14 protein-coding genes, 1 pseudogene and 1 other annotated feature are annotated in these 17,761 nt (G+C 56.1%); of the genes and pseudogenes, 11 read left to right on the forward strand and 4 right to left on the reverse strand.

Features of this window, described 5'->3' with window-relative positions:
• Nucleotides 1-139: 139 nt before the first annotated feature.
• Both acrR and mscK read left to right on the forward strand, forming a co-directional pair.
• On the forward strand, nt 140-793 hold the full coding sequence (acrR, locus tag ACTJJI_RS01135) for a multidrug efflux transporter transcriptional repressor AcrR (protein ID WP_014830904.1): 654 nt from the start codon (nt 140-142) through the stop codon (nt 791-793).
• 112 nt (nt 794-905) lie between these two features.
• Nucleotides 906-4,253, forward strand: coding sequence for a mechanosensitive channel MscK (gene mscK, locus ACTJJI_RS01140; RefSeq protein ID WP_440652734.1), 3,348 nt, complete (start codon nt 906-908; stop codon nt 4,251-4,253).
• A gap of 11 nt (nt 4,254-4,264) precedes the next feature.
• Here the strand turns inward: mscK and rsmS are convergent.
• A pseudogene (rsmS, locus tag ACTJJI_RS01145) lies at nt 4,265-4,463 on the reverse strand (pleiotropic regulatory protein RsmS).
• Between the two features lie 12 nt (nt 4,464-4,475).
• On the reverse strand, nt 4,476-5,003 hold the full coding sequence (gene priC / locus ACTJJI_RS01150) for a primosomal replication protein N'' (protein ID WP_050860794.1): 528 nt from the start codon (nt 5,001-5,003) through the stop codon (nt 4,476-4,478).
• Between the two features lie 50 nt (nt 5,004-5,053).
• On the opposite strand from priC, the gene ACTJJI_RS01155 reads away from it, so the two are divergent.
• From ACTJJI_RS01155 to ACTJJI_RS01195, 9 genes are all read left to right on the forward strand, one after another.
• Nucleotides 5,054-5,431: a DUF454 family protein gene (locus ACTJJI_RS01155; RefSeq protein ID WP_046888905.1), complete on the forward strand. Its 378-nt coding sequence runs from the start codon at nt 5,054-5,056 to the stop codon at nt 5,429-5,431.
• Between the two features lie 151 nt (nt 5,432-5,582).
• Complete coding sequence (gene apt / locus ACTJJI_RS01160; protein WP_000127359.1) at nt 5,583-6,134, forward strand: adenine phosphoribosyltransferase; 552 nt, start codon at nt 5,583-5,585, stop codon at nt 6,132-6,134.
• A gap of 88 nt (nt 6,135-6,222) precedes the next feature.
• The gene (gene dnaX, locus ACTJJI_RS01165; RefSeq protein ID WP_046888906.1) at nt 6,223-8,151 is read left to right on the forward strand and encodes a DNA polymerase III subunit gamma/tau; all 1,929 of its coding nucleotides are present in this window, start codon (nt 6,223-6,225) and stop codon (nt 8,149-8,151) included.
• Nucleotides 7,481-7,545, forward strand: a sequence feature (DnaX frameshifting element). It overlaps the preceding gene by 65 nt.
• A gap of 53 nt (nt 8,152-8,204) precedes the next feature.
• The gene (locus ACTJJI_RS01170; protein ID WP_003858972.1) at nt 8,205-8,537 is read left to right on the forward strand and encodes a YbaB/EbfC family nucleoid-associated protein; all 333 of its coding nucleotides are present in this window, start codon (nt 8,205-8,207) and stop codon (nt 8,535-8,537) included.
• Nucleotides 8,537-9,142 (forward strand): recombination mediator RecR, encoded by a 606-nt coding sequence (gene recR / locus ACTJJI_RS01175; protein ID WP_013095898.1) that lies wholly within the window; start codon nt 8,537-8,539, stop codon nt 9,140-9,142. The genes ACTJJI_RS01170 and recR overlap by 1 nt, the downstream gene beginning before the upstream one ends.
• 110 nt (nt 9,143-9,252) lie before the next feature.
• Nucleotides 9,253-11,127 carry a molecular chaperone HtpG gene (htpG, locus tag ACTJJI_RS01180; protein WP_023620089.1) on the forward strand — a complete coding sequence of 625 codons (1,875 nt, stop codon included), beginning with the start codon at nt 9,253-9,255 and terminating at the stop codon, nt 11,125-11,127.
• A gap of 195 nt (nt 11,128-11,322) precedes the next feature.
• A complete protein-coding gene (gene adk / locus ACTJJI_RS01185; RefSeq protein ID WP_006809841.1) occupies nt 11,323-11,967 on the forward strand; it encodes an adenylate kinase in 645 nt (214 codons plus the stop codon).
• A gap of 124 nt (nt 11,968-12,091) precedes the next feature.
• Nucleotides 12,092-13,054: a ferrochelatase gene (gene hemH / locus ACTJJI_RS01190; RefSeq protein WP_014830912.1), complete on the forward strand. Its 963-nt coding sequence runs from the start codon at nt 12,092-12,094 to the stop codon at nt 13,052-13,054.
• 62 nt (nt 13,055-13,116) lie between these two features.
• Nucleotides 13,117-14,421, forward strand: a complete 1,305-nt coding sequence (locus tag ACTJJI_RS01195; RefSeq protein WP_440652738.1) for an inosine/guanosine kinase — start codon at nt 13,117-13,119, stop codon at nt 14,419-14,421.
• Between the two features lie 92 nt (nt 14,422-14,513).
• Here ACTJJI_RS01195 and ybaL read toward each other — a convergent pair whose 3' ends face one another.
• Nucleotides 14,514-16,190, reverse strand: coding sequence for a YbaL family putative K(+) efflux transporter (gene ybaL, locus ACTJJI_RS01200; protein ID WP_047360820.1), 1,677 nt, complete (start codon nt 16,188-16,190; stop codon nt 14,514-14,516).
• Nucleotides 16,191-16,418: 228 nt separating this feature from the next.
• Entirely contained in the window at nt 16,419-17,636 is a 1,218-nt protein-coding gene (locus tag ACTJJI_RS01205; protein ID WP_440652740.1) for an MFS transporter, read from the reverse strand.
• Nucleotides 17,637-17,761 lie beyond the last annotated feature (125 nt).

Below are 17,761 nucleotides of genomic sequence, written 5' to 3' on the forward strand. Positions count from 1 at the left end.
GTAAACCTCGAGTGTCCGATTTCAAATTGATCAATGGTCCTGAGTCCAAAAACCCATTGCTGCGTTTATATTATCGTCATGCTATGGTACATACATTCACAAATGTATGTAAATCTGACGCCTGTAAATTCACCCACTTATGGCACGAAAAACCAAACAACAAGCACTTGAAACCCGACAACACATTCTGGATGTGGCAATCCGTTTGTTTTCTCAGCAGGGTGTTTCGTCAACCTCGCTGGCTCAGATTGCTCAGGCCGCAGGTGTTACGCGGGGAGCGATTTACTGGCATTTTAAAGACAAGTCAGATCTGTTCAGTGAAATCTGGGAGCTTTCAGAGTCCAGCATTAGCGATCTCGAGAGTGAGTATCGGGCAAAATTCCCTGACGATCCACTCTCAGTATTAAGAGAAATATTAGTATATATCCTTGAAGCGACGGTAGTTGAAGAGCGTCGTCGGTTAATGATGGAAATTATTTTCCACAAATGTGAGTTCGTGGGAGAGATGGCTGTCGTGCAGCAGGCGCAACGCAGCCTTAGTCTGGAAAGCTATGACCGTATTGAACAGAACCTGAACCAGTGCATGCAGGCTAAACTGTTACCGGCCAATCTCCTGACCCGCCGGGCGGCTATTCTGATGCGCAGCTACATTTCGGGCCTGATGGAAAACTGGCTTTTTGCCCCGCAATCCTTTGACCTTAAAGCGGAAGCCCGCAGCTACGTGGCGATTTTACTGGAAATGTTGCAGCTCTGCCCGACGCTGCGCAGCGGCGAATCTTCACTGCCCGCCTGACGCTTTCCAGGATTTATCTCAGAGGCTCACGTTCGCGCTATTCTGCTTCAGGCGAGCGTGATATCCTGCACGCCGGACTATTTTCGGTCATCTTCTGACATCACTCACAACTATGCTGCACACCAATCGCTCGCAACATCCTGTATTTGCATTGCTCTTTGCGACGCTGTTTTTCTTCGCTACGGCCCCGCTTTCCTGGGCCCGCGCCGATAACGGCAATGACATCCCATCACGTGCTGATGTTCAGTCGCAACTCGACACCCTGAATAAACAAAAAGATCTCACGCCTCAGGAAAAACTCATCCAGCAGGACCTGACGGAAACGCTGGAATCGCTGGATAAAATTGAGCGCGTCAAGGCGGAAACCACCCAGCTTCGCCAGAAGGTGGCGCAGGCGCCTGAAAACATGCGCAAGGCAACGGATTCGCTGAGTGCCCTGAGCGATGTGGATAATGACGATGAAACGCGCAAAACGCTGGCAACGCTGTCGCTGCGTCAGCTGGAGTCGCGTGTCGCGCAACTGCTCGACGATCTGCAAACTGCACAGTCGGATCTCGCGACCTACAACAGCCAGCTTGTCTCACTGCAGACTCAGCCCGAACGCGTGCAAAACGCGATGTACGCCGCGTCTCAGCAGCTGCAGCAAATCCGCAATCGGCTGAACGGCACCACGGTGGGTGAAGGCACGCTGCGCCCGACGCAGCAAACGCTGCTGCTGGTTCAGCAGGCGTTACTCAATGCGCAAATCGAACAGCAGCGTAAAAGCCTGGAAGGGAATACGGTGCTGCAGGACACGCTGCAAAAACAGCGTGACTACGTGACTGCCAACATTAACCGCCTGGAACACCAGCTTCAGCTGCTGCAGGAGGCGGTGAACAGCAAGCGTCTGACGCTGACGGAAAAAACCGCCCAGGAGGCGGTATCGCCGGACGAAACCGCCCGTATTCAGGCCAATTCGCTGGTGAAGCAGGAGCTCGACGCGAACCATCAGTTGAGTGAGCGTCTGATTCAGGCGACCGAAAGCGGCAACTCGCTGGTTCAACAGAATATCAAAGTCAAAAACTGGCTGGACCGTGCGCTGCAGTCTGAACGCAACATCAAAGAGCAGATTGCGGTCCTGAAAGGCAGTCTTCTGCTGTCACGCATTCTCTACCAGCAACAGCAGACGCTGCCGTCCGCCGACGAGCTGGAGGACATGACCAACCGCATTGCCGATTTGCGTCTGGAACAGTTTGATGTCAACCAGCAGCGCGACGCCCTTTTCCAGAGCGATACCTTTGTCGCCAAAATAGAAGAGGGCCACTCCAGCGAAGTGAACCCGGAAGTGCACGACGCGCTGTTGCAGGTAATCGATATGCGCCGCGAGCTCCTCGACCAGCTCAATAAACAGCTGGGTAACCAGCTGATGATGGCGATTAACCTGCAGATCAACCAGCAGCAATTGGTAAGCGTGTCTAAAAGTCTGCAGGAGATTTTGACCCAGCAGATTTTCTGGGTTAACAGCAACAAACCGATGGACTGGGACTGGGTTAAATCCTTCCCGGAGACGCTGAAAACGCAGATTAAGGGCATGAAAATCACCGTCAACTGGGAGAAAGCCTGGCCCGCGGTGATGATTGCCTTCCTGGCGGGATTACCGCTGTTACTGATTGCCGGCCTGATCCGCTGGCGTCTGGGTTGGCTGAAGAACTATCAGGCGAAGCTGGCGTCAGAAGTGGGGCAACTGCGCAACGATAGCCAACTCCATACGCCAAAAGCGATTCTGATCGATCTTATTCGTGCGCTGCCGGTGTGTCTGATCATTCTGGCGGTTGGCCTGATCCTGCTCACGATGCAGCTTAACGTCAGCGATTTGCTGTGGGCCTTCAGTAAAAAACTGGCGCTGTTCTGGCTGGTGTTTGGCGTGTGCTGGAAAGTGCTGGAAAAAGACGGCGTGGCGGTACGTCACTTCAACATGCCGGAACAACTGACCAGCCACTGGCGTCGTCAGATTGTCCGCATCAGCCTGGCGCTCCTGCCGCTGCACTTCTGGTCGGTGGTCTCGGAGCTTTCTCCGCTGCATCTGATGGATGACGTCCTGGGTCAGCTGGTCATTCTGCTGAACCTGCTGCTGATAGCCATTCTGATGTGGCCGATGTGTCGCGATAGCTGGCGTGATAAAGAGTCCCATAATCTTCGTCTGGCCACCGTCACGGTGCTGGCAATCATTCCGCTGGCGCTGATGGTGCTCACGGCGACGGGCTACTTCTATACCACGCTGCGCCTGTCCGGACGCTGGATCGAAACGGTCTATCTGGTGATCGTCTGGAATCTGCTCTATCAGACCGTGCTGCGTGGCCTGAGTGTGGCGGCTCGCCGTATCGCTTATCGTCGCGCCATCGCGCGTCGTCAGCATCAGGTGAAAGAGGGCGCTGAAGGGGCGGAGCCGCAGGAAGAGCCGACCATCGCGCTGGAGCAGGTTAACCAGCAGACGCTGCGTATCACCATGCTGGTGATGATCGCCCTGTTCGCGGTGATGTTCTGGGCTATCTGGTCTGATTTGATTACCGTCTTCGCTTATCTCGACAGTATCACCCTCTGGCAGTACAGCGGGACCGAAGCCGGTGCTGCGGTGATGAAGAGCGTCACCATGGGTAGCCTGCTGTTTGCGGTGGTGTCGTCGATGGTGGCCTGGGCGCTAATTCGAAACCTGCCGGGCCTGCTGGAAGTGCTGGTGCTGTCGCGCCTGAACCTGCGTCAGGGGGCCTCCTATGCCATTACCACCATCCTCAACTACGTCATTATTATTGTCGGGGCGATGACGGTCTTTGGCTCGCTCGGCGTGTCGTGGGATAAACTGCAGTGGCTGGCGGCAGCCCTCTCTGTGGGTCTCGGTTTTGGCCTGCAGGAGATTTTCGGTAACTTCGTTTCCGGCCTGATCATCCTGTTCGAACGTCCGGTGCGAATCGGCGATACGGTGACCATCGGGACCTTCTCCGGTACCGTCAGCAAGATCCGCATTCGTGCGACCACCATTACCGACTTCGATCGCAAAGAGGTGATCATCCCGAACAAAGCGTTCGTGACCGAGCGTCTGATCAACTGGTCGCTCTCTGATACGACTACGCGTGTGGTGATCCGCCTCGGCGTAGCCTACGGTTCGGATCTGGATAAGGTGAAAGAGGTATTGCTGAAGGCCGCAAAAGAGCATCCAAAGGTTATGCACGAGCCTGCGCCAGACGTCTTCTTCACCACCTTCGGGCCGAGTACGCTGGATCACGAGCTGCGTTTATACGTGCGTGAGCTTCGCGATCGCAGCTACACCGTGGATGAACTGAACCGCTCCATCGACCGTCTGTGCCGTGAAAACAATATCAATATTGCTTTCAACCAGCTTGAGGTTCACCTGCATAATGAGAAAGGTGACGAGCATACGGAAGTGAAGCGTGAGATTAAGGGTGACGATCCGACACCAGCCTAATCTCTATTCCCTCAGCCCTCAGGGCTGAGGGAACGATTTTCTCCCTCTCCCTTAGGGAGAGGGCTGGGGTGAGGGTAATTTTCCCTCAAAATCCCGCCGTACAATCTCCAGCGCCTTCAGCACCGTTTCCGCCGGGATCTCATGATTCTCCAGCAGCATAATCAAATCGACGGCCAGTTTGACCTCATCCGGGGCATTTTCCAGCGACATGTGTGGCTCCTTTTAACGGGTCAGGCGTTCAATCACGCGTTCTATCTCTTCCAGCGCCTGACGGCAACGGACAAGACGTCCTTCCAGCGCGTCAATCTCGCGCATTAGTATCTGCTGTTCTTCCAGCGTTTCACTGTTGTTCAGACGCGCTTCCCGCTCGCGCTTCATCTCAAACAGACGGCGTTCAAACTCCTGGTGCTCCAGCCGTTTGCGCTGCCATTTTCCGAGGCCCGGGGACGCGCTGTCCCAGCTGCGCAGGGGCCAGGCTGCGATCTCCCGGTGCAGGGCGGTGATCTGGCTGGTGAGGTGCTCCGCAAGCCAGGCCACCTGCTCATGTTTACCGTCATTCACGGCCTGACGCAGTTCATCGAGGTTGGTCTGCGCTTCGTCAAGATAGTCTTTCATCAGTGTACTTCGGGTATGAAATAACTGCCGGTCAAAGCGCGGTTTGAGCGTCGCATGCTGCATCAGCGGTGACGCCTGCGTGCGCAGGGCAATGAGCTGATTTTGCAGCGTCTCTAAAAGCAGGGCTATTTTCAAGGCGCGCTCCAGTGGTAAAGTAGCCGTTCAGTTTGATAACGATTCGCATTATGCAGCGTACTATTTTAATCATCATTGGCTGGCTCGCGGTAGTGTTGGGCACGCTGGGCGTGGTTTTACCGCTTTTGCCCACGACGCCGTTTATTCTGCTGGCAGCCTGGTGTTTTGCCCGCTCATCTCCGCGTTTTCACCACTGGCTGCTGTATCGCTCGTGGTTTGGCGGGTACTTGCGCTACTGGCAAAAACACCGGGCCATGCCGCCTGGCGCAAAGCCGCGTGCGATTGCAGTGATCCTCATCACCTTCGCCATTTCATTATGGCTGGTGAAAATGATGTGGGTGCGGATCCTGCTGCTGGTTATCCTGACCTGCCTGCTTATCTTCATGTGGCGGATCCCCGTGGTTGATGAAAAGCAACAAAAGCACTGAAGCCTTATAATGGCTGTTGCAATTATTGCGCGCAGCCAGTAAATTCGACCGTTTTCGAGCACAGGCGCGCCTGGTTAAAGGTTAAGCAATTGTTACCTTTACCGACTCTTTGCGCGCTGTGAGTAACACTGTTTCATTTAGGCACAAACCGATGACCGCAACTGCACAGCAGCTTGAATATCTGAAAAACAGCATCAAAAGCATCCAGGACTATCCAAAACCTGGCATTCTTTTCCGTGATGTCACCAGCTTGCTGGAAGACCCGAAAGCGTACGCCCTCAGCATTGAACTGCTGGTAGAGCGTTATAAAAACGCCGGGATCACCAAAGTAGTAGGTACCGAAGCCCGTGGCTTCCTGTTCGGCGCACCAGTGGCGCTGGCTATGGGCGTGGGTTTTGTGCCGGTGCGTAAACCGCGCAAACTGCCACGTGAAACCATCGCGGAGAGCTATGAGCTGGAATACGGCACCGATCAGCTGGAAATCCATGTTGATGCCATCAAGCCTGGCGACAAAGTGCTGGTGGTTGACGATCTGCTGGCAACCGGTGGCACCATCGAAGCGACCGTGAAGCTGATCCGTCGTCTGGGTGGTGAAGTGACCGATGCGGCATTCATCATCAACCTGTTCGATCTGGGCGGTGAACAGCGCCTGGAAAAACAGGGTATTACCAGCTACAGCTTGGTGCCATTCCCGGGTCACTGATCCCGGTTTTCACAACCTCGCTCAATGGGTGAGGTTGTGATAGCATTCCCCTCCATAAATTCACCTTCCAGCGTTGCAGAGCCTGCCCATGAGTTATCAGGTGTTAGCCCGTAAATGGCGACCACAAACCTTTGCCGACGTTGTCGGTCAGGAACATGTGCTGACGGCCCTGGCGAACGGCTTGTCGCTAGGTCGTATCCATCACGCCTATCTCTTCTCCGGTACCCGCGGCGTCGGTAAAACCTCTATTGCCCGTTTACTGGCAAAAGGTCTGAACTGCGAAACCGGGATCACCGCCACGCCGTGTGGCGTATGTGACAACTGCCGTGAGATCGAGCAGGGGCGCTTTGTCGATCTGATCGAGATCGACGCCGCCTCGCGCACCAAAGTTGAAGATACCCGCGATCTGCTGGATAACGTGCAGTACGCCCCGGCGCGTGGCCGCTTCAAGGTCTATCTGATCGATGAAGTCCACATGCTGTCGCGTCACAGCTTCAACGCCCTGCTGAAAACGCTGGAAGAGCCGCCGGCCCATGTGAAATTCCTGCTGGCGACGACCGATCCGCAAAAGCTGCCGGTCACCATTCTGTCGCGCTGCCTGCAGTTCCATCTGAAGGCGCTGGACGTTGAGCAGATCCGTGCGCAGCTGGAACACATTCTCGATGAAGAGCACATTGTCCACGAACCGCGCGCCCTGCAACTGCTGGCCCGCGCGGCGGACGGCAGCCTGCGTGATGCGCTAAGCCTGACCGATCAGGCGATTGCCAGCGGTGACGGTAAACTGTCGACGGACGCGGTCAGCACCATGCTCGGCACGCTGGATGACGACCAGGCGCTGTCTCTCATTGAAGCCATGATTGCCGCTAACGGTGAGCGCGTCATGTCGCTGGTGAACGCGGCCGCGGCCCGTGGCGTCGAGTGGGAAGCCCTGCTGGTCGAGATGCTTAGCCTGCTGCACCGCGTGGCGATGCTACAGCTCTCTCCGTCGGCGATTGGCGCGGATATGGCGACCATTGAACAGCGGATGCGTGAACTTGCCCGCACCGTACCGCCTGCTGATGTGCAGCTTTACTACCAGACCTTACTGATTGGCCGTAAAGAGCTGCCGTTTGCGCCGGATCCTAGAATGGGCGTTGAAATGACGCTGCTGCGTGCGCTGGCGTTCCATCCGCGTATGCCGCTGCCAGAGCCAGAAGTGCCGCGGCAGTCTTTCGCCCCGGCTGCCCCTACGGCGGTGATGTCGCCGCAGCAGGTACCAGCACAGCCGGCAGCGCCGCCGCCACAAAATGTGCCGCTGTCGGATGCCACCAGTTCGGTGCTTGCCGCCCGCAGCCAGTTGCAGCGGGCGCAGGGAGCAACCAAACCAAAAAAGAGTGAACCGGCAGCGCCAGGAAGAGCGCGGCCGGTTAACAACGCCGCGCTTGAACGACTGGCCTCGGTAACGGAGCGCGTACAGTCGCGCCCGGCACCGTCCGCGCTCGAGCAAAAAGCCCCGGTGAAAGAAGAGGCTTACCGCTGGAAGTCGACGACCATCGTCGAAGAGGTGAAGAAAGAGGTCGCCACGCCAAAAGCGCTGAAAAAAGCGCTGGAGCATGAAAAAACACCGGAGCTTTCCGCGAAGCTCGCGGAAGAGTCTATCGCGCGTGACGCCTGGGCTGCAGAGGTCAGTAAACTGCAGCTGCCGAAGCTGGTCGAGCAGGTCGCGCTGAATGCCTGGAAAGAGCAGGACGGTAATCAGGTGCGTTTGCATCTGCGTCCGGGTCAACGGCACCTGAATTCCCCTGGCGCGCAAAAGGCGCTGGCGGAGGCGCTCGCCACATTACAGGGTGCACCGGTTGAATTGACTATCATTGAAGATGATAATCCGGCGGTGCGAACGCCACTGGAGTGGCGACAGGCCATTTATGAAGAGAAACTCGCGCAGGCGCGTGAGTCGATTATTGCGGATAACAATATCCAGACCCTGCGCCGGTTCTTCGACGCCGATCTGGATGAAGAGAGTATTCGCCCCATTTGATCGTGAGTCTGACTTACGGTTGTCATCGTTAAACGTGAAAGAGAGAGAAGCCTATGTTTGGTGGAAAAGGCGGTCTGGGTGGCCTGATGAAGCAGGCTCAGCAGATGCAGGAAAAAATGCAGAAGATGCAGGAAGAGATCGCTCAGCTGGAAGTCACGGGTGAATCCGGTGCCGGTCTGGTCAAGGTGACCATCAACGGTGCGCATAACTGCCGCCGTGTTGAAATCGATCCAAGCCTGCTCGAAGACGACAAAGAGATGCTGGAAGATCTGGTTGCAGCCGCGTTTAACGATGCCGCGCGCCGTATCGACGAAACCCAGAAAGAGAAAATGGCCTCTGTTTCCAGCGGTATGCAACTGCCGCCGGGCTTCAAGATGCCGTTCTGATGCAAACCAGTCCGCTGCTCACGCAGTTAATGGAAGCGTTGCGCTGCCTGCCGGGCGTTGGCCCGAAGTCGGCGCAGCGTATGGCGTTTACGCTATTGCAGCGCGACCGCAGCGGCGGGATGCGCCTGGCGCAGGCTCTGACCCGCGCCATGTCAGAAATTGGTCACTGCGCGGATTGCCGTACCTTTACCGAGCAGGACGTCTGTAATATCTGCTCAAATCCGCGTCGTCAGGAGAACGGTCAGATTTGCGTGGTGGAGAGTCCGGCGGACATCTACGCCATCGAACAAACCGGGCAGTTCTCTGGCCGCTATTTCGTGCTGATGGGGCATCTCTCCCCGCTGGACGGTATCGGTCCGGATGATATCGGTCTTGATCGCCTTGAACAGCGTCTGGAATCCGAGACCATCAAAGAGGTGATCCTCGCCACCAACCCGACGGTGGAAGGGGAGGCAACCGCTAACTACATCGCCGAGCTGTGCGCGCAGTATGGCGTTGACGCCAGCCGTATCGCTCACGGTGTGCCGGTTGGCGGTGAGCTGGAGATGGTTGATGGCACCACGCTGTCGCACTCTCTGGCCGGTCGTCACAAGATTATTTTCTGACCAAACGGAGGCGGCGTTCGCGGCCTCCGCTTGAAAATTTCCCCGCTTATCCCCATCTCTCACTCAACGTTTTACAACCCCATTAAATGGCATTGTTGAGGTCGACTTAGATGAAAGGACAAGAAACCCGTGGTTTCCAGTCAGAAGTAAAACAGCTTCTGCACCTGATGATCCATTCCCTGTATTCCAACAAAGAAATCTTCCTGCGTGAGCTGATTTCCAACGCCTCCGATGCGGCGGACAAGCTGCGCTTCCGCGCGCTGTCTAACCCGGATCTGTATGAAGGCGACGGCGAGCTGCGCGTGCGCGTCTCTTTCAATAAAGAGAACCGTACCCTGACCATCGCCGATAACGGCATAGGCATGAACCGCGACGAGGTGATCGACCACCTCGGGACTATCGCCAAATCCGGGACTAAAGCGTTCCTGGAATCTATGGGCTCTGACCAGGCGAAAGACAGCCAGCTGATCGGCCAGTTCGGCGTGGGCTTCTATTCGGCGTTTATCGTGGCGGACAAAGTCACCGTGCGTACACGTGCGGCGGGCGACAGCGCGGAAAACGGCGTGTTCTGGGAATCCAAAGGTGAAGGTGAATACACCGTTGATGACATCACCAAAGCGGATCGCGGCACCGAAATCACCCTGCACCTGCGTGAAGGCGAAGACGATTTCCTGAACGACTGGCGCGTGCGCTCCATCATCAGCAAATATTCCGACCACATTGCCCTACCGGTTGAGATTGAAAAACAGGAAGAGAAAGACGGTGAAACTGTGGTCTCCTGGGAGAAAATCAACAAGGCGCAGGCCCTGTGGACGCGCAATAAGGCTGAAATCAAGGACGACGAATACAACGAGTTCTACAAACACATCGCCCACGACTTTACCGATCCGCTGACCTGGAGCCATAACCGTGTGGAAGGTAAGCAGGAGTACACCAGCCTGCTGTATATCCCGTCGCAGGCGCCGTGGGATATGTGGAACCGCGATCACAAGCACGGCCTGAAGCTTTACGTTCAGCGCGTCTTCATCATGGACGACGCCGAGCAGTTCATGCCGAACTACCTGCGCTTTGTCCGTGGTCTGATTGATTCCAACGATCTGCCGCTGAACGTCTCCCGTGAAATTCTGCAGGACAGCACCGTGACCCGCAACCTGCGTAACGCGCTGACCAAACGTACGCTGCAGATGCTGGAAAAACTGGCGAAAGACGACGCGGAAAAATACCAGACCTTCTGGAAACAGTTCGGCCTGGTGCTGAAAGAAGGCCCGGCGGAAGACACCGCGAACGTGGAAGCGATCGCTAAACTGCTGCGCTTTGCCTCTACGCACACCGACTCCTCCGCGCAGACCGTGTCGCTGGAAGAGTACGTCTCCCGCATGAAAGAAGGGCAGGAGAAGATCTACTACATCACCGCCGACAGCTACGCCGCGGCGAAGAGCAGCCCACACCTGGAACTGCTGCGTAAGAAAGGCATCGAAGTGCTGCTGCTTTCTGACCGCATCGACGAGTGGATGATGAACTACCTGACCGAGTTCGACGGTAAGCCATTCCAGTCTGTTGCCAAAGCCGACGAGTCCATCGATAAGCTGGCGGATGAAGTGGATGAAAGCGCGAAAGAAGCCGAGAAGGCGCTGGAGCCGTTCGTTGAGCGCGTGAAAACCCTGCTGGGCGACCGTGTGAAAGAGGTGCGCTTCACCCACCGTCTGACCGATACCCCGGCGATTGTGACCACCGATGCGGATGAAATGGGTACCCAGATGGCGAAACTGTTCGCCGCGGCGGGTCAGGCGATGCCAGAAGTGAAATATATCTTCGAGCTGAACCCGGATCACCCGCTGGTGAAACGCGCGGCGGATACCCAGGACGAAACCCGTTTTGCCGAGTGGGTTGAACTGCTGCTGGATCAGTCTCTGCTGGCCGAGCGCGGCACGCTGGAAGATCCTAACCTCTTCATTAAACGTGTGAATGCGCTGCTGCTGGCGTAATTGACCACGCCTCCCCTGGTCTTCTCCCTCTCCCCGTGGGAGAGGGCCGGGGTGAGGGCACCAGACCGCACTCCCCCAAATAATCTCCCCTCATTAACCGTTTCAGCCCTCCTGCCTTCCTTGAGCCACATCCGTTCTGGTGGTATTGTTTAGCGCTTTTGAAAAATTGAATCGACTTTTGAGGGGATTTTCGCAATGCGTATTATTCTGCTTGGCGCTCCGGGCGCGGGTAAAGGAACTCAGGCTCAGTTCATCATGGAGAAATACGGTATTCCGCAAATCTCCACCGGTGATATGCTGCGCGCTGCTGTTAAATCTGGCTCTGAGCTGGGTAAACAAGCGAAAGACATCATGGACGCAGGCAAGCTGGTGACTGACGAGCTGGTTATCGCTCTGGTCAAAGAGCGCATTGCTCAGGAAGACTGCCGTAACGGTTTCCTGCTGGACGGCTTCCCACGTACCATTCCTCAGGCTGACGCCATGAAAGAAGCGGGCATCAACGTGGATTACGTACTGGAGTTCGATGTACCGGACGAGCTGATCGTTGATCGTATCGTGGGCCGTCGCGTACACGCTGCTTCTGGCCGCGTTTACCACATCAAATTCAACCCACCTAAGGTTGAAGGTAAAGACGACGTGACCGGCGAAGAGCTGACCACCCGTAAAGACGATCAGGAAGAGACTGTGCGTAAGCGCCTGGTGGAATACCATCAGATGACTGCGCCGCTGATCGGCTACTACACCAAAGAAGCGCAGGCGGGTAACACCAAATACGCGAAAGTTGACGGCACCAAAGCCGTGGCTGATGTGCGTGCAGAGCTGGAAAAAATCCTCGGCTAATTGCACCCCTCTCACCCGGACTCCCGGGTGAGAATATTTCTCATCTCACCTATTACAGCAATGGGTTCCGTTTAAACGCATTTCCGCTACAATTGACAACCATTCAAATGGTTAAGAGGCGTGAATGAGTCAGGCGAAAACCGGCATCCTGCTTGCCAATCTGGGCACTCCAGAAGCACCTACATCAGACGCGGTAAAACGCTACCTGCGACAATTTTTAAGCGACACGCGCGTCGTGGATTTTCCGCGACTGCTGTGGTGGCCGCTGCTGCGTGGCGTCATTCTGCCGATCCGTTCTCCGCGCGTCGCCAAACTCTATCAGTCCGTGTGGATGGAAGAGGGTTCTCCACTGATGGTCTACAGCCGTCGCCAGGAGAAGGCGCTGGCCGCCCGCCTGCCGGATATGCCCGTCGCGCTCGGTATGAGCTACGGAAAACCGTCCCTCGAAAGCGCGGTGGAAACACTGCTGGCGCAGGGCGTGGACCACATCGTCGTGCTGGCACTCTACCCGCAGTACTCCTGCTCGACGGTCGCTGCCGTCTGGGACGAGCTGGCCCGCATTCTGGCGACCCGCCGCCGTATTCCGGGCGTGACGTTTATTCGCGACTACGCCGATAACGAACTGTACATCAAAGCGCTTGCCAACAGCGCGCGCGCGTCGTTTGAAAAACACGGCGAGCCGGATCTGCTGCTGCTCTCCTATCACGGCATTCCGCAGCGTTTCGCCAACGAAGGGGATGATTATCCGCAGCGCTGTCGCGATACCACCCGTGAGCTGGTCTCCGCGCTCGGCCTGCCGCCGGAGAAGGTGATGATGACTTTCCAGTCGCGCTTTGGTCGCGAGCCGTGGTTGACGCCGTATACGGATGAAACCCTCAAAATGCTCGGCGAGAAAGGCGTGAAGCATATTCAGGTAATGTCCCCGGGCTTCTCGGCCGATTGCCTGGAAACGCTGGAGGAGATCGCGGTGCAAAACCGGGAGTTCTTCCTTGAGGCAGGCGGTGAGAAGTACGAGTACATTCCGGCACTTAACGACTCCCCTGAGCATATCGACATGATGGTCTCGCTGGTGAAAAACAGCCGCTGATCGCACTTCGGGCCGGGTTTGTGCTACCATTCCCGGCCCATATTCTTTGCACAGTTCAGACCATGAAATTTCCCGGTAAACGCAAATCCAAACACTACTTCCCCGTTGATGCCCGCGATCCGCTCCTGCAGCAAATTCAGCCAGAAAATGAAACCAGTGCGGCATGGGTCGTCGGTATCGATCAGACGCTGGTGGACATTGAAGCGAAAGTGGATGATGCGTTTGTCGCCCGTTATGGTCTGAGCGCCGGGCACTCGCTGGTGATCGAAGATGACGTTGCCGAAGCCCTGTATCAGGAGCTGGTGCGTGACAATCTGATCTCCCATCAGTTTGCCGGCGGCACCATTGGCAATACCATGCACAACTACTCCGTTCTGGCAGACGACCGCTCGGTGCTGCTCGGCGTGATGTGCAGTAACATCGAAATTGGTGGCTACGCCTATCGTTACCTGTGCAACACCTCCAGTCGTACCGACCTGAACTATCTCCAGGGCGTCGACGGCCCGATTGGCCGCTGCTTTACGCTGATCGGGGAATCCGGTGAGCGAACCTTCGCCATCAGCCCTGGCCACATGAACAAACTGCGTGCAGAGAGTATTCCGGAAGAGGTGATTGCGGGCGCGTCGGCGCTGGTGCTCACCTCCTACCTGGTGCGCTGCAAGCCGGGCGAGCCGATGCCGGAAGCCACCATGAAGGCGATTGAGTACGCGAAGAAGTACGATGTGCCGGTGGTCCTGACGCTGGGAACGAAATTTGTGATTGCCGACAACCCGGAGTGGTGGCAGGCCTTCCTGAAAGAGCATGTCTCCATTCTGGCGATGAACGAAGAAGAGGCTGAGGCCCTCACCGGCGAGAGCGATCCGCTGCTGGCGTCCGACAAAGCGCTGGACTGGGTGGATCTGGTGCTCTGCACCGCCGGACCGGTCGGTCTGTATATGGCTGGCTTCACGGAAGAAGAGAGCAAACGCAAAACCCAGCATCCGCTGCTCCCTGGCGCCATCGCCGAGTTCAACCAGTATGAGTTCAGCCGCGGTATGCGTTTTAAAGACTGTGTTAATCCGCTGCGTATCTACTCGCACATCGCTCCGTATATGGGCGGGCCGGAGAAGATCATGAACACCAACGGCGCGGGCGACGGTGCGCTGGCGGCGTTGCTGCACGATATCACCGCCAATGCTTACCACAAAACCAACGTGCCGAATTCAAGCAAGCATAAGTTCAGCTGGCTGACCTATTCGTCGCTGGCGCAGGTATGTAAGTATGCGAACCGCGTAAGTTATCAGGTGCTGAACCAGCACTCTCCGCGCTTAACGCGTGGTCTGCCGGAAAGGGAAGACAGCCTCGAAGAGGCGTACTGGGACAGGTAAAAGCAAAACGGCAACGCATGTTGCCGTTTTTAGTGTTTATTCCCTCTCCCGGTGGGAGAGGGCCAGGGTGAGGGCATCAGGCCGCACGAAACTTACCTCGTCACAGCCTCTTCAACCGGCGGCTTCGCCAGCAGCGTCAGCATCGTGTTCGCAATTTCACGCTCACCCATCACCACCCGATCCGCACCGCGCTCGGTGATGTACTCCACCTCGTCGTCATAATGCGCGCGGGCTATGATCTCAATCGTTGGGCATTTCTCGCGTGCGGTTGCCACAATTTCACCCGCTTCATAGCCGTTTGGAATGGTCAGCAGCAACCAGCGGGCGCAGTCCAGATGCGCCAGGTTCATTATTTCTTCATTCGCTGCATTGCCCAGCACTGCGCGAATACCGCGCTCACGCAGCTCATCAACGCGGGTGCGTGAGGTTTCAATCACCACCAGCGGAATACCCTGCTCCATCAGCTTCTCGCCAAGCAGGCTACCCACGCGGCCAAAGCCGACCAGCAGGGCATGATTGCAAATATCCACCGGGATCTGCTTCTCTTCTTCGATGGCCTCTTCGAGCGTCTGCTCTTCAAGGGTTTCGGTTTTATCGAGATATTTTTCCAGCAGCGCGAACAGCACCGGGTTGAGCATAATGGAGAGGATCGCCCCCGCCAGCACCAGATTCTGTCCGGCCTGCGGCAGCAGGTTCAGCGCCATGCCCAGACCCGCCAGAATAAAGGCGAATTCACCAATCTGTGCCAGGCTGGCGGCGATGGTCAGTGCCGTACGCGGCGAGTGGCCGAACATTCGCACCAGGAAGAAGGCAGCGACTGACTTACCAAAGATGATAATCGCCAGCGTCCCCAGTACGGCCAGCGGCTGCTGAACCAGAATCATCGGATCAAACAGCATCCCGACGGAGACAAAGAACAGCACCGCAAACGCATCACGCAGCGGCAGCGTATCGTGCGCGGCGCGGTGGCTCAGCTCGGATTCATTCAGCACCATCCCGGCGAAGAACGCACCCAGAGCAAAGGAGACATCAAACAGCTCCACCGCACCAAAGGCAATCCCCAGTGCCAGCGCAAGGACGGAGAGGGTAAACAGCTCGCGCGAGCCGGTGGCCGCGCTGCGCGACATGATCCACGGCACCAGTCGGCGGCCCACCAGCATCATGATGGCGATAAACGCCACGACTTTACCGATGGTGATACTCATATCCAGCGCCAGCGAGGCAAAGCCGACGTTGTCCTTTTCCATCATCCCGGCGACGGCAGGCAGCAGCACCAGGGTCAGCACCATCACCAGGTCTTCAACAATCAGCCAGCCTATCGCGATTTGTCCACGCTGGCTGTCAATCAGCTGTCTCTCTTCAAGCGCGCGCAGCAGGACCACGGTACTGGCGGTTGACAGACACAGCCCAAACACGATACCGGTCATTAACGACCAGCCCAGCACAGCTGAAAGCGCCATCCCCAGCAGCGTCGCTACCCCTATCTGGGCGATCGCTCCCGGTATGGCGATAGACTTTACCGCCATCAGATCCTTCAGTGAGAAATGCAGACCCACACCAAACATCAGCAGAATCACGCCTAATTCCGCCAGTTCAGGCGCCAGTTTGGTATCCGCCACGAAACCTGGCGTAAACGGCCCTGCCAGTACACCGGCTAATAAATAGCCCACGAGAGGGGAAATACGCAGTTTATTGGCAATCATGCCGAGAATAAAAGCGAGCACAAGTCCACCAACAATGGTGGTGATAAGCGGTGTGGCGTGGTGCATTCCGTCTCCTTTCGTTGTGGGTGTTCCATTTTGGTGAAAACCAAAAACCAGGTAATAGTTTATGACAATTTTTACCCTTATGTTTATGAATAATTGTTGAAGTTTGAATAAAACAGCAATATGCGTGTAAAAAAGCAAGTTTTGGCAAATTCACAGGAGGGAAGGAGAAGAAAGCCTTATGCCATCGGGGAGGTGGGCTGCCAATGTTAAACTTTGGCAGCCGTGAAATTACGCTTTGTGACGATTATCAGGCAGGAATATGGTCAACATCCCCAGAAGTGGCAGGAAAGCGCAGATTTTATAAACCAGGAAGATACTGGTGTGGTCGGCAACCATGCCTAACACGGCTGCACCAAGGCCGCCCATGCCAAAGGCGAAACCAAAGAAGAGCCCGGAAACCATACCAATACGCCCCGGTAACAACTCCTGCGCATACACCAGAATAGCCGAGAACGCCGAGGCGAGAATAAAACCAATGATCACCGTTAAAATGCCCGTCCATTCAAGGCTGGCGTAAGGCAAAATAAGGGTAAAGGGGGCAACGCCAAGGATAGAGCCCCAAATAACATATTTACGGCCAATTTTATCCCCGACTGGCCCGCCTATCACCGTCCCTGCCGCGACGGCAAACAGGAAGGCAAACAGGTGGAACTGCGCGTTTTGGACCGATAATCCAAATTTTTGCATCAGGTAAAAGGTGTAATAGCTGCTGATGCTCGCCATATAGAAATATTTCGAGAAAATCAGCACCAGCAGCACGGACACCGCGAGAATAACCTTATTGCGGGGAAGGGGATTGATAACTTTTGCTTTAGGTTTGCCTTTGTTTACGCGGTGCTGCGCGGCATACCAGCGACTGATCTGCGCGAGCACAACGATCGCCTGCAGGGCGGCCAGCACAAACCAGGCGACGTTACCCTTGCCGTATGGCGCAATGATCACTGCCGCCAGCAGCGGGCCGAGGGAGCTGCCAAAATTACCGCCCACCTGGAAGAGTGACTGCGCCAGCCCGTGACGCCCGCCAGAGGCCATGCGTGCCACGCGGGAGGATTCCGGATGGAAGACCGACGAGCCGGTGCCGACCAGCGCCGCGGCAAGCAGCACCGCTTCAAAACTGCCTGCCATAGCCAGCAGCACCAGCCCGCTCAGGGTGAAGCACATGCCAATCGGCAGTGACCAGGGCATCGGATATTTGTCCGTCCAGTACCCGACAATGGGTTGCAGTAGCGAAGAGGCCAGCTGGAAGGTCAGGGTGATCATCCCAATCTGCACAAAGGTTAACGAAAACTCGGACTGCAGCAGCGGGTAAATCGCCAGGATCAGCGACTGGATCATGTCGTTGAGCAGATGGGAGAGGCTAATAGCGCCTAAGACTTTAAATGAGGTGCGCGAGGGGGGCGACGCCGGCGCGCCCGAAACGGACTGGGTTGATTCACTGATTGCCATAAATACCACGTCGTGAGTGATGGAAAATGCAGGGTGTAATTATTATCCAACTAACATACCTGCCAGCGACATTTGAAGAAAGTCGCAATTATGAAAACTTATTTGTCTATTCTTGTTACTCACTG

The organism is Enterobacter sp. 22466 (assembly GCF_052044775.1).
GTDB classification, from domain to species: Bacteria; Pseudomonadota; Gammaproteobacteria; order Enterobacterales; family Enterobacteriaceae; genus Enterobacter; species Enterobacter dissolvens.

Excerpts from the sequence above, each read along its gene's own strand:
- mscK (WP_440652734.1), top strand. The coding sequence starts at position 906 with ATGCTGCACACCAATCGCTCGCAACATCCTGTATTTGCATTGCTCTTT.
- dnaX (WP_046888906.1), top strand. The coding sequence starts at position 6,223 with ATGAGTTATCAGGTGTTAGCCCGTAAATGGCGACCACAAACCTTTGCC.
- htpG (WP_023620089.1), top strand. The coding sequence starts at position 9,253 with ATGAAAGGACAAGAAACCCGTGGTTTCCAGTCAGAAGTAAAACAGCTT.
- recR (WP_013095898.1), top strand. The coding sequence starts at position 8,537 with ATGCAAACCAGTCCGCTGCTCACGCAGTTAATGGAAGCGTTGCGCTGC.
- ybaL (WP_047360820.1), bottom strand. The coding sequence starts at position 16,190 with ATGCACCACGCCACACCGCTTATCACCACCATTGTTGGTGGACTTGTG.
- adk (WP_006809841.1), top strand. The coding sequence starts at position 11,323 with ATGCGTATTATTCTGCTTGGCGCTCCGGGCGCGGGTAAAGGAACTCAG.
- hemH (WP_014830912.1), top strand. The coding sequence starts at position 12,092 with ATGAGTCAGGCGAAAACCGGCATCCTGCTTGCCAATCTGGGCACTCCA.
- ACTJJI_RS01170 (WP_003858972.1), top strand. The coding sequence starts at position 8,205 with ATGTTTGGTGGAAAAGGCGGTCTGGGTGGCCTGATGAAGCAGGCTCAG.
- acrR (WP_014830904.1), top strand. The coding sequence starts at position 140 with ATGGCACGAAAAACCAAACAACAAGCACTTGAAACCCGACAACACATT.
- ACTJJI_RS01205 (WP_440652740.1), bottom strand. The coding sequence starts at position 17,636 with ATGGCAATCAGTGAATCAACCCAGTCCGTTTCGGGCGCGCCGGCGTCG.
- ACTJJI_RS01155 (WP_046888905.1), top strand. The coding sequence starts at position 5,054 with ATGCAGCGTACTATTTTAATCATCATTGGCTGGCTCGCGGTAGTGTTG.
- apt (WP_000127359.1), top strand. The coding sequence starts at position 5,583 with ATGACCGCAACTGCACAGCAGCTTGAATATCTGAAAAACAGCATCAAA.
- ACTJJI_RS01195 (WP_440652738.1), top strand. The coding sequence starts at position 13,117 with ATGAAATTTCCCGGTAAACGCAAATCCAAACACTACTTCCCCGTTGAT.